Origin of the sequence: Gilliamella apis (assembly GCF_030758615.1) — a bacterium.
GTDB lineage: Bacteria > Pseudomonadota > Gammaproteobacteria > Enterobacterales > Orbaceae > Gilliamella > Gilliamella apis_A.
Genome location: NZ_CP132381.1, coordinates 2,031,083 through 2,044,000 on the forward strand (window position 1 = coordinate 2,031,083; position 12,918 = coordinate 2,044,000).

The 12,918-nt window shown below is 33.9% G+C and carries 11 protein-coding genes and 1 pseudogene; 3 read left to right on the forward strand and 9 right to left on the reverse strand.

Translation table 11 applies throughout. The features are described 5' to 3' along the window. Positions 1-518 precede the first annotated feature (518 nt). On the forward strand, positions 519-995 hold the full coding sequence (locus RAM17_RS09330; protein WP_110447516.1) for a hypothetical protein: 477 nt from the start codon (positions 519-521) through the stop codon (positions 993-995). Between the two features lie 81 nt (positions 996-1,076). Here the strand turns inward: RAM17_RS09330 and amtB are convergent, their stop codons facing one another. From amtB to RAM17_RS09375, 9 genes and pseudogenes are all read right to left on the reverse strand, one after another. Continuing rightward, on the reverse strand, positions 1,077-2,357 hold the full coding sequence (gene amtB / locus RAM17_RS09335; protein WP_110447515.1) for an ammonium transporter AmtB: 1,281 nt from the start codon (positions 2,355-2,357) through the stop codon (positions 1,077-1,079). A 20-nt stretch (positions 2,358-2,377) separates the two neighbouring features. After that, the gene (gene glnK / locus RAM17_RS09340; RefSeq protein WP_086359933.1) at positions 2,378-2,716 is read right to left on the reverse strand and encodes a P-II family nitrogen regulator; all 339 of its coding nucleotides are present in this window, start codon (positions 2,714-2,716) and stop codon (positions 2,378-2,380) included. Positions 2,717-2,941: 225 nt separating this feature from the next. Further along, entirely contained in the window at positions 2,942-4,426 is a 1,485-nt protein-coding gene (dgt, locus tag RAM17_RS09345; protein ID WP_110447514.1) for a dGTPase, read from the reverse strand. Between the two features lie 23 nt (positions 4,427-4,449). After that, positions 4,450-5,514, reverse strand: a complete 1,065-nt coding sequence (gene purK, locus RAM17_RS09350) for a 5-(carboxyamino)imidazole ribonucleotide synthase (protein ID WP_110448038.1) — start codon at positions 5,512-5,514, stop codon at positions 4,450-4,452. A 7-nt stretch (positions 5,515-5,521) separates the two neighbouring features. After that, positions 5,522-6,022, reverse strand: a complete 501-nt coding sequence (gene purE, locus RAM17_RS09355) for a 5-(carboxyamino)imidazole ribonucleotide mutase (RefSeq protein WP_110447513.1) — start codon at positions 6,020-6,022, stop codon at positions 5,522-5,524. A gap of 201 nt (positions 6,023-6,223) precedes the next feature. After that, positions 6,224-6,574 (reverse strand): RidA family protein, encoded by a 351-nt coding sequence (locus RAM17_RS09360; RefSeq protein WP_086359936.1) that lies wholly within the window; start codon positions 6,572-6,574, stop codon positions 6,224-6,226. 24 nt (positions 6,575-6,598) lie between these two features. Further along, positions 6,599-8,601: pseudogene (gene uvrB / locus RAM17_RS09365) on the reverse strand (excinuclease ABC subunit UvrB). Between the two features lie 395 nt (positions 8,602-8,996). Next, complete coding sequence (modF, locus tag RAM17_RS09370; RefSeq protein WP_110447512.1) at positions 8,997-10,457, reverse strand: molybdate ABC transporter ATP-binding protein ModF; 1,461 nt, start codon at positions 10,455-10,457, stop codon at positions 8,997-8,999. Positions 10,458-10,472: 15 nt separating this feature from the next. Beyond that, positions 10,473-11,249, reverse strand: a complete 777-nt coding sequence (locus RAM17_RS09375) for a TOBE domain-containing protein (RefSeq protein WP_181414641.1) — start codon at positions 11,247-11,249, stop codon at positions 10,473-10,475. A gap of 208 nt (positions 11,250-11,457) precedes the next feature. Between RAM17_RS09375 and modA the strand changes: the two genes are divergently transcribed. Next, positions 11,458-12,210 carry a molybdate ABC transporter substrate-binding protein gene (gene modA / locus RAM17_RS09380; RefSeq protein WP_110447510.1) on the forward strand — a complete coding sequence of 251 codons (753 nt, stop codon included), beginning with the start codon at positions 11,458-11,460 and terminating at the stop codon, positions 12,208-12,210. 12 nt (positions 12,211-12,222) lie between these two features. Then, a complete protein-coding gene (gene modB / locus RAM17_RS09385) occupies positions 12,223-12,912 on the forward strand; it encodes a molybdate ABC transporter permease subunit (protein ID WP_110447509.1) in 690 nt (229 codons plus the stop codon). Positions 12,913-12,918 lie beyond the last annotated feature (6 nt).

The following is a 12,918-nucleotide window of genomic DNA, read 5'->3' on the forward strand; positions in this document are numbered from 1 at the left end:
GATTTGATACTTCTAAAATGGACTTATATCAACCAGTGATTGGAATTCGAGGTATCAATATATCTCAAATCTAAATCACCATCCTAAGACATGCAGTTTATTATTATAGATTAATAACTAGATAAACAAGCATATTAAGATTTATTCAATTTATCTTAAACCAATCAAGTAAAGCTATATAGTTATTACTATATCTCCGTTAGATATAGTAAATATTAACTAAAGATTTTTATTAATAAATATTTATATAACATTACAGGAGGCACAGCAAAATAGTAGGTTTAAAACAAGCTATCAAATAGCATGTTAGTCTTATTTATATCGTAACAAGATGATTTTTTATTAAATCATTAGTTTTAATAGTCAGTTGTAAATAGCAGTATAGTAAAAGTATTAGTTGTTTTATATGTGTAAGCATAAAGTTAAACAGATATGCCTTGACAATAATGAGTATTAACGCTGTTTAGTTGTCAAATTTATTGTTCTATTTTTACCCTGAATTAAAAGGAAGTTACAGAATGAAGACATATAAAAAACCATTATTTACCTTGGTGCATAGCAATGATGCTATACCTGAGCATAAAACCTTAGCGTATCTTGACCCAACATTAAATGATTATACAGATCATATTGATGAAGTTATTGGTTTACGTATTAAAGAATTGAAACTTCACCATTCTGAATATAGGGAATATCATGATGATAAACAAAATAATAACAAGTCAGGTTTTTCTTTTATTTTTCAAGAAATATTTGAATCAGAACATCATAAAAAGCAAATTGGCATGTTAAAAGACGAGATATTAATTGCCAAAGAATCAAATAGAGTAAAGAAATTGCTAAATGAACGTTTAAAGGAATTTGCGAAGTTTTACCCTGAAATACAATTTAACTTGAACAATGTTCAATCGCTACCAACTAGATTTAAAGATTACCTTTTCGCTCCACCTTTAGTCTTAACTGAGGATAATACTATTATGCTTTGGGATGACTAAAAAAACTTAACAATAATTAATAAGGCAAAATCTACAGTATTGACATACTGTAGATTTTTTATTTTAACCTTCTAAATAATCTTAACTGTTAAATGCACTTTCACCATGACTGTTAATATCAAGTCCTTCACGTTCATGCTCTTCAGAAACTCGCAAACCAACACTAAGATCAGCAATTTTATACGCAATATAAGCTATTATTGCCGTCCAAATGACACAAGTGATGACACTCATTAATTGTATACCTACTTGACTTGTCATAGTGATACCATCGGCATAACCTGTTCCACCTAATGACTCAGAAGCAAAAACCCCAGTTAGTAGACAACCAACAATACCACATACGCCATGTACACCAAATACATCACAGGTATCATCAACTTTTAAAATCCTTTTTAAAGATGAAACACCCCAAACACCGGCAACCCCACAAATAAGACCAATTAACATTGCACCACCAACACCAACAAATCCTGCTGCTGGAGTGATACCAACTAATCCAGCAATCACGCCTGATGCAGCCCCCAAACATGATGGTTTACCACGTAATATCCATTCGGCGAATGACCACGCTAAAACAGCGGCAGCAGTTGCGGCAACGGTATTAATAAAAGCTAAACCAGCAATTTCATCAGCATGTGTTGACGATCCGGCATTGAAACCAAACCAACCGATATATAAGATAGCTGCACCTAAATAAACATAAGGTAAGTTAAACGGTTTTAATGGTTCTCGATTGTAACCAATACGATTTTTAAGCAGATAAGCACCGAGTAAACCAGCAACAGCTGCATTGATATGTACCACAGTACCACCAGCAAAATCCAATGCCCCTTCATCACCAAGAATTCCACCGCCCCAAACCATATGAGCCATCGGAATATATGAGAAAGTGAACCATAACACCATAAAGATAAGAACTGCCGAAAAACGAATTCTTTCTGCAAATGCACCCAAGATTAAACAACATGTGATACAAGCAAAAGAACCTTGAAATGCAATCCAAATCATTTCATAGATCGAACCAGAAATATCAGTAATACCAACATTAACCAATAAAAAATGGTCAAAGTTACCAAAAAACCAGTTACCTTCACCAAAGGCTAAAGAGTAGCCATAAACTATCCATAACACCGCAATCAACGAAAATGTTACTAATACTTGTGAAAGCATGGATAAAACGTTTTTAGATCTTAATAAGCCACCGTAAAAAAGTGCAATACCAGGTACTGACATAAATAAAACTAATGCAGTACAGATCATCATAAAACCATTGTCAGCTTTATCTGCAATTGCCACTTCATCAGCAAACACTGGACTTGCTAAAGCGAATCCGAAACAGAGAATAAATTTTTTCAACATAATGATATCCTTATTGATAATTACAGTGCTGACTCATCAGTTTCACCGGTACGAATACGAACAACATGTTCTAGCGGAGTAACAAAAATTTTCCCATCCCCTATTTTTCCTGTATAAGCAGCTTTAGTAATGGTACTAATTACCTCATCGAGCAATTCATCACTAATTGCTAGCTCAATTTTTACTTTAGGTAGAAAGTTGACATTATATTCTGCCCCACGGTATAGTTCGGCATGACCTTTTTGTCGCCCAAATCCCTTAACTTCAGTTACGGTTAAACCAGTAATTCCAATATTTGATAGTGATTCTCTAACCTCTTCTAATTTGAAAGGTTTTATAACTACGGTGACAAATTTCATCCATTACTCCTTATTACTATTAATGTTATTTAAGTTAATGCAAGGAGCATGCCAAAATTAGTATAGAATGATTAACCATTGAAATATTTGCTATTTTTAAAATTGGTCGGTAATTATTGTTAAGTAAAAAATTTTGAGGAAAGGGGTTTTTAAAGATAAAAATAAGCTTTCTATCGCACCAATTTGGTGCTTATGCCTATTTTTGGTGCCGATAGATATTAATAATCAGAATGTTACCATTAGTTTGCGATATTCGTCATAAGCAAAATGATCAGTCATACCACTAATATAGTCTTGAATTAACCGGCAACGATAATAAAATTCCCAACATTTAAAGTTACAATGCCCTTTGTCCAATGATGCAATAGCTTGTTGATAAGCAACACAATGTTTTGCCGATAATTTATGATACAACCTTGTTTCGATAGGATAGTTTTTATGATTACTTGTTTTGGCTAAGTTAATAAAATCATCTGTTGACATATTTAGCAGTGGACTATAAATATCCAATAAACCCGTGATTATTCGATAACCTTGTAATTCAATATTTTCAACCATCTCATGATTAAAGATATGTTCAAATCCAACTGTTTTGAATATATTCAGTAATTTATACTCAGCTTCATGATCTTCAAGTAAAGCATGATTAAATGAACCATGATAGATTGTTTCAATGTTTTCAATGAATCGTTCTGCCGCATGTGGTACCAATTTAGCAATAGTATTTACCCGTAAATACATAAAGAATTGGTCAATACCTATCGCTTCAAATTCATTTTTTTTCAAATTGTCATAAGGTTTATTAACAACTTCATCAAATAAATCACCTTTTTTAACTGGGCCCCATGCTTCTTTTAAATAGTGATAAAGCTGTTGCACAGTCAAAATTTTCTTTTCTACAGCATCTTCCAGATCGGCAATACAGTAGGAAATATCATCCGCCGCTTCCATAATATAAGTAAGAGGATAGCGGTGAAATGGTTGAATATCCAGTTGCTGTGATAATTCATTAACAAAAGATTCTTCAGACAGATAGTATCCAGGTTTTTTCATCAAATAGCTGAATTCATCTGGAATATCATTAGACCAATAAGCAGGTTTGGAATATTTTAGAATTGAAGCGATTTGTGAATAAGTTAAGTTAAGTCGAAGAATTGTATGCACCAATCGAATTGCTTGAGCATTACCTTCAAAATTTGCAAGATCTTGGCGAATTTTTAATTTTAATGATTTGAGTGATTGCTCATCGGTCTCATTAATATTAAGTATTGGATAGCTTGAATCATTATTAATTCCCAAACGCGTAGTAAACCACTGATTGATCGCTGCTTCACCAAAATGGCCGAATGGTGGATTACCAATATCATGCATTAAACAAGCCATTTCAACTAAGCTTTCTATAGACATGACAGATTTATCTAGGCCAAACGTCTTTAATTTTCCAGAGAGACTAAGACGATTGACAATCTCCTTGACGATATAACGACCAACTTGTTGTACTTCCATTGAATGAGTAAGCCGAGTTCGCACAACAGAATTACGCTCTAAAGGAAATACTTGTGTTTTCTGCTGTAAACGCCGTATAGCTGCTGAATTAAGAATGCGACCACGATCACTTTCAAAAAAACGCAAGACAGAATATTCATCAGATGCTTGTCGTTGTTTACTGGCATATCGTTGATAATTAATTTTTTTATTAAAATCGATCATATCGCAACCTGAGGTTCAATCAGCTATAATTTCTGTTTTGCCCACTCGATTGGTGAACCATATTCTGCTGGTAACATAGAATCAAGTTGATTTAAGGCTTCAATCAATTTTTGGCGATGTTGATGGCTTAAATTGATATGACCAACTTTACGCCCAACTCTTACTTCTTTTTCATACCAATGCAAATGAACTAAATCTACCGCTAACCAATTAATGTTGAATTCGGTACCAATTAAATTCACCATCACTGATGGACAAAAAACATCTGGTTTAGGTAACGGTAAATCTAAAATAGCCCGTAAATGTAATTCAAACTGGCTAATAGAAGCACCGTTTTGCGTCCAATGGCCACTATTATGTACCCTTGGGGCCAATTCGTTAATTAATAAGCTATCACCAATGACAAAACATTCCATTGCCATAACACCAACATAATTAAGTTTATGCATAATCTTTGCTAGCATCTGCTCAGCGCTTATCTGTAATGTCTCATTTTCACATGGGATAGCAACACTCATTTTTAATATGCCATCTTGATGCAAATTATTAGTCAAAGGATAAAAAACTGTTTCCCCTTTGGCATTTCGAGCCCCAACCAACGACACCTCTTTTTCAAAAGGAATGGCTTGTTCAACAATAGCATTTTCATAAACGTCATTTGGCACAGTGATGTCATCACCTACTGAAAGTCGCCATTGCCCACGACCATCATAACCACCGGATCGACGCTTAACAATTAGTAAATCACCTAATTTTTCAAAAAAACTCGGCCAATCATACTGATTTTTAACAGCAAACCATTTAGCTGTTGGTAATTTCAGTTCATCAAGTAGCTGTTTTTGAGTTAAACGGTCCGCAATAATAGGAAATACATCTCGATTAACAAACTGAGGATGACTAGCTAAAATTTGCGTAAATTGCGTTTCAGGCCAACGTTCAATTTCAGCAGTAATAACAGAATTTTGATAAGGAATTGATGCCGGTTCAACATCTAGTCCTACAGGATAAACATGAATACCTAATGGTTCACCTGCCTGTCGAAGCATACGCCCTAACTGGCCATTTCCTAATACAAAAACAGATCGAATTGTCATATTATATCGCTACTCTCGGATCAGGATTATTTAAAACTTCATCAGTTTGACTCAATCGCCAATTAGATAAACGTTGATAAATTTCTTGGTTATGTAATGCCAGAATTTGCGCAGCTAATAAGGCTGCATTTGCAGCTCCAGCTTTACCAATAGCTAAAGTTCCAACAGGAATGCCTTTTGGCATTTGCACGATTGAATAAAGACTATCCACACCACTTAATGCTGCACTTTGAACCGGCACGCCTAAAACAGGAACTAAGGTTTTTGCTGCTAACATCCCCGGTAGATGAGCTGCACCGCCTGCACCAGCGATGATAACATCAAAGCCTTTTGTTTTAGCATTTTCAGCAAATTCGAATAATTTATCTGGAGTACGATGGGCAGAAACAATTTCAACATGATAAGTAATGGCTAAAGTATCTAAAATATCAGCAGCATGCTGCATAGTAGCCCAATCACTTTTCGACCCCATTACAATGGCAATTTTTGGTTGAGTATGCATAGATGATTATAAGGAGATGTAAATATTAAGTGTCGAAAGTATACACTAAAATTCGATAAATGGGATAGCAAGAACTATGACTTCTTATCAATAAGTTAAACTCAATATTCGGACAATTTAAGCTAATGCATAAATAAAACAGTTAATCTCATAATACAAAGTTATTAAATCCGCCAATATATGGCGGATAATCATATAAATTTATGAATTAACGGCAGCAACGATTTTAATTTCAATCAAATACTCTTTTTTCATTAATCCTGCCTGAACAGTACAACGAACTGGAGCTTTCCCTTTCACTACCCATTCATCCCAAGCTTTGTTCATGGCTGGAAAATCACTTTTATTTACCAAAAAAAGGGTTGCATCTAAAATGCGACTTTTATCACTATTCGCTCTTGCTAAAATTTTATCTATTTCAGCTAAGGCACTTTGGGTTTGCGTATAAGCATCATCACGCAAATCTGTTGGTACGCTTGTATAATAGATCACATTATTATGGATCACCGCTTCCGACCATCTATCTTCGGGATCTATACGAGTAATTGTCATTATATTTTCCTTAAAAACTTTTTATTAAGATACTTTGATGAAATCAGCTCGTAATTTTTTGATCTCATCACGTAAAACACCTGCTTTTTCAAATTCTAGATTTTGGGCGGCTTCATACATCATAGCTTCAAGCTCTTTAACTCTTGCTTGAACTTCTTTGACCGAAACATAATTATACTGTCCACCTGGTTAAAAGCTTGTACTTTAGCCGTAGCTTTTTTCGTGCTCAAACCAGCATCTAAAACATCTTTAATTTCTTTACGTACTGATTTTGGTGTAATACCATGAGCTTCATTAAAATCTTCTTGTTTTTTACGACGGCGCGCTGTTTCGTCGATCGTTTTCTGCATAGCCGGAGTAATTTTATCGGCGTATAAAATCGCTTTACCATTCACATTTCGAGCTGCACGACCAACCGTTTGGATTAATGAACTTTCTGAACGCAAAAATCCTTCTCGGTCAGCATCTAAAATTGCAATTAATGATACTTCGGGAATATCCAATCCTTCACGTAATAAGTTGATACCGACTAACACATCAACCTTACCAAGACGAAGATCGCGTATAATTTCCATTCGTTCAACGGTATTAATATCCGAATGCAAATATTTAACATTAACATTATGTTCAGATAAATAATCAGTTAAGTTTTCAGCCATACGTTTAGTCAAAGTGGTGACTAATACTCGCTCATCTTGATTTATTCTCACTTTAATTTCAGATAATAGATCATCAACTTGAGTAGCTACCGGCCTAACCTCAATAATTGGATCTAATAAGCCTGTAGGTCTAACAACCTGCTCGATAATTTCACCACCCGATTTTTCAATTTCATATTTAGCTGGTGTTGCTGAAACATAAATTGTTTGTGGCATTATGTTTTCAAATTCTGAAAATTTTAGTGGTCGATTATCTAATGCTGATGGTAAACGAAAACCGTATTCAACTAAATTAAGTTTCCGTGATCTATCACCATTATACATCGCCCCTAATTGCGGAATTGCCACATGAGATTCATCAATAAATAATAATCCGTCAGCCGGCAAATAATCAAATAATGTTGCTGGCGGATCTCCTGCTTTACGTTGAGCTAAATATCGGGAATAATTTTCGATTCCTGAACAGTAACCAAGTTCAGTCATCATCTCTATATCAAATAGAGTCCGCTGAGTTAATCGTTGTTCTTCTAAAAGTCGATTATTATCCAACAAAACTTTTTGGCGTTCTTGAAGCTCTTGCTTAATTTCAGCAATCGCATTGTCCATAATATTTCTTGGGGTGACATAGTGCGTTTTGGGATAAATTGTAATACGAGGTACCTCATTAATCGCATTACCAGTTAATGGATCAAACATAACTATCCGTTCAACTTCATCATCAAAAAGCTCAACACGTACAGCTAGTTCATCAGAATCAGCAGGAAATATATCAATAACATCACCTCGTACCCGAAACGTACCACGACTAAAACCAATTTCATTACGGGTATATTGTAATTCCGCTAAACGCGTTAAGATTGAACGCTGATCAGTGATGGTACCTCTTGCCAAATGTAAAATCATGGACATATAAGTTTCAGGCGCACCTAATCCATATATAGCAGACACTGAAGCCACAATCACTACATCACGGCGTTCTAATAACGATTTAGTAGCCGATAAACGCATTTGCTCAATATGCTCGTTAATTGAGGCATCTTTCTCAATAAATGTGTCTGTAGAAGGCACATATGATTCTGGTTGATAATAATCATAGTAAGACACAAAATATTCCACTGCATTATCTGGAAAGAATGCTTTCATTTCACCATATAACTGCGCCGCCAAAGTTTTATTAGGTGCTAAAATAATAGTTGGGCGATTATGCTTGGCAATGACATTGGCCATAGTAAATGTTTTACCTGAGCCTGTAACACCTAATAATGTTTGATGTGCAATCCCATCATCAAGATTTTGATTTATCCGATCAATTGCCGCAGGCTGATCACCAGCAGGTTTAAAATCAGAACATAATTTAAATTTTCTCATTACTCGCAACCTAAAATTTTACCTATTAATAAAAATTATCCCCAAAAACACTTGACCTTTAGAAATGTTATATTTTTTGCTCAGTTAAGCTAAAAGAATGTAAAGACGTCTTAACAAACAACCCTTGATTTATTATAACCAATTGATATATATAAATATTTAAAATCATGCTTAAGTTGTAATCAAATCAAATAAAAACCTGATGAACATTGAGGTTAACACACTTTTCAATAAACTACTCACAGACTTATCCACAGGCATAGGGGATAACTTGCTAAGTATAGTCAATATAAACTTTTTTCCGGATTTTGACTAAATTTCGCACAGTTTTAAAAATTTTTTTTATTGGTTGTTTCTATTTTTAAAACTTAGTTTAATAGTTTTTGCCTAAGAAATTATTTCATACTTTCTATTTTGTATTGATAGCCAACAGGCTCATTAGGCACAAAAGTTAATCGATGAGTGATGCATTTTGGCGCATCTTCTGTATGATGGGAAACAAACAATAATTGTGTATTACCTCTATCAATTAAATTATCAATCCAACTTTTGACCAGTTCACGATTCAAATAATCAAGTCCTTGTAATGGTTCATCTAAAATAAGTAGCGTTGGGTGTTTAACTAAAGCCCTAGCAATTAGGACTAAACGTTGCAAACCCCATGAAAGTGATTGAAATGGTTTCTCAGCTAACTCCGTTAAATCCAATAATTGCAACCACTGTTTAACTAATTTTAATTGTTTATCACTAGGTGCTTGATATAAGCCAATTGAATCAAAATAACCCGATGCCAATACATTTTCTACACTTAAACTAATTCGGTAATCAAGATGAAAACTACTACTTACATAGCCAATATGACGCTTGATATCCCATATAGTTTCACCTGAGCCTCGCCTACGTCCAAATAGTGTTAAATCATTACTATAGCCCTGTGGATGATCGCCAGTTATTAAACTGAGTAATGTGGATTTACCTGCTCCATTTGGGCCAATAATTTGCCAATTTTCATTAGCTCTAACTTGCCAACTTAATCCATTAATAATTGCTTTACCATCATATTGAACAAAACCATTATTTAAAATAATCCGATCTAAATCGTTAGGTAATGGCACAGAAATTTCATCTGAATCTGGTAAAGTAAAATTAGATAAATGTTCTAAATTAGCAAGTTGTTTGACGGCTACGTCATCTAATATGGTGTCTTTTGTGCCATATTTCAATAGCTGACAATTAGCCAGTAATCCAATATATTTAACAAATAGCGGAATTTCATTAAAACGATTTAATACCATTACAATAGTAATATTTTGTTTTGATAGTTGGCTAAGTATTTCAGCTAAATTAGCTCGAGAAGCAACATCTAAACCATCAAATGGCTCATCTAAAATTAATAGTTCAGGTTTACTCATTAATGTGCGACAAATTAAGGTTTTACGTGTTTCTCCAGTGGAAAGATATTTAAAACGACGATTTAAAAGATGTGCTATACCAAATTGTAATGCTAAATTTTCACAAAGCGTTTGATCTTGATTATATTCTTGAATAATCTCAGACGTAGTTAATCCAGTATCATCTTCTTTATCACTTAGCATGTCAGTATTATTTCGTTTCCATTCATCATCGATTATTTTTTGTAAGTACTCAAAGGAGATGTGGGCAATTGATTTAAAACGATTAATTACTTTCCCAGATAATATTGTTTGATCACCAGCTAACGCTTTGGCTAATATTGATTTACCCGATCCATTTCGGCCGACAAAAGCAACAATATCGCCAGCATTAATCATCAAAGATTCGATAGTAAAAACGCGGAAATCACTAATTTTATATATTGTATTTTCAATTTGTAACATAAATACCTCAAATGACTAAACTAATGTGGCAATGATAATATGCTGAGGATCGATTGATATGGTTGTTTGCTGACCTTCAATTAACTTTACACGATTAACCTCGCTGGTTAATTTGCTTGCGTAAAGTATCATTCCTGATGGTAACGAAAATGAAATTTCAGAAAAGTGACCATCAGTGGCTATTTTTTCTACTTGAACTGTTAATTGATTTTCATTTAAATCATTCAATTCAATCAAAGGTGATTTGATAAGTAATAGCACAGTTTTATTAATATTTATTTTTAGGCGTTCAACACTTTGCTGAGTAATATAAGCTTTTAGTTCTGTTTGATTATCATTTAATTTAACCTTTACAAATCCAGCAATATTATTGGTTTCAATACTTACAACACTGCCATAAATTTGATTACGAGCACTGGTTTGCAATGATAATTTAGCAGTAATTTTTAAAATATCATCCAACGGAATATTGTCATCATTTAAAATATTAAATGCATTATATTGTAGCTGAGTTAATAGATCATAAAGTTGTATAAATCTAACTGCGTAAGCACTAAGCTTGGTTCCTCCACCATTTTTTCCTCCTGTGGCAGTAATCAAAAAGGGGATTGGTGCCAAACTATTGATTTCATTAACCGCATCCCATGCTGTTTTATAACTTATACCGATTTGTTTGGCTGCTTGACTTAATGAGCCAGTTTGCTCTATCGCTTTTAGTAAGGCTATTCGCCGTGGGTCAGTAAATAGTTGCTGATTTAAATTTAAAGTTAATAAAATTTCTGGTGACAACATTACTTCGTGCCTTATTAGATTAAATGAACCATTATTCATGATAATGTTGTTCTATTGTAGACGTTTTTTTATTTTTCACCAAAAATTGTCCTCATATCGTTTTATGATCAATAAAATTTCGCTAACGATTAAAGATTAATTGTACATTATAGGTAAAGTTTGATAGCATCGTTATATATTATATTATATGACGAATATAGAGAATAACATGAAAGAAATCATTAGATTACTACTATCATTAACAACTTTACTTGTCAGCTTATCAGCAACAGCCAGTCAAAAAATTACAGTATTTGCTGCAGCCTCATTGACGAATGCAATGCAAGATATCGCAACTAGTTATAAAAAAGAGCATAAAGATACCGAAATCGTATTTTCATTTGCTTCTTCTTCAGTATTAGCTAAACAAATTGAACAAGGTGCTCCTGCAGATATTTTTATGTCAGCAGATCAAAAATGGATGAATTATCTTATTGAACATAAAATTACAACAGAAAAACAAAATTTGTTAAAAAACGGCTTAGTTTTAATAGCGCCAAAACAATCTAAATTAGACAAAGTAGATATCAATGCAGAGACTAACTGGCAAACAATTTTACCCAAAGGCGAAAGATTAGCTATCGGTGATCCTGACCATGTCCCTGCGGGACTTTATGCTAAAGAGTCTTTAACTAATTTAGGCGTATTTGATAAATTGTTACCACAAATGGCTCCAGCAAGTAATGTTCGTGATGCGTTAATGTTAGTTGAACGCAACGAAGCTGCTTTAGGGATTGTGTATAGCACTGATGCAAAAGTAAGTGATAAAGTGAAGATCGTTGGTAATTTTCCTGCCGATACATTTAAAGCTATTGAATATCCAATAACATTATTGAAACCTGAAGCAAAAGAGTTTTATCAATATTTAAATTCACAAACAGCACAAAATATTTTCCAAAAATATGGTTTTTTAACTAAATAGTATTTTGAAAAGATGATATTAACTGAATTTGAATGGCAAACATTATTGCTAAGCTTAAAAATAGCTGGAGCAGCAATAATCTTTAGCCTACCATTAGGGATCTTAACTGCTTGGATTTTAGCAAGATGTCAATTCATAGGTAAATCATTGTTTGATAGTATTGTTCATCTTCCATTAGTTTTACCGCCTGTTGTTTTAGGCTATCTACTACTTTTGACGATGGGACGTCATGGTATTATTGGTGAATGGCTAAATAACTATTTCCATCTCAGTTTCAGTTTTAATTGGCAAGGTGCTGCCTTAGCCTCTGCTGTGGTGGCATTCCCTCTTATGGTCAGATCGATTCGATTAGCGATTGAATCAATTGATTCAAGATTAGAAAAAGTCGCAAGAACCCTTGGCACTAAACCATTTCGTGTTTTTATGACCATTACTTTACCATTAGCATTTCCGGGCATTTTAATGGGAACCGTACTTGGTTTCGCGCGTTGTCTAGGTGAATTTGGCGCAACAATTACCTTCGTTTCAAATATTCAAGGTGAAACTCGTACAATTCCTTTGGCTATGTATACCTTATTACAGATCCCTGATGGCGAGTCCGGTGCATTACGGCTTTGCATTGTTTCGATAGTATTATCATTAATTGCCTTATTTTTATCAGAAATGCTTAATCGTTGGCATAAAAAGAAGTTAACAGGATAGTTCGTC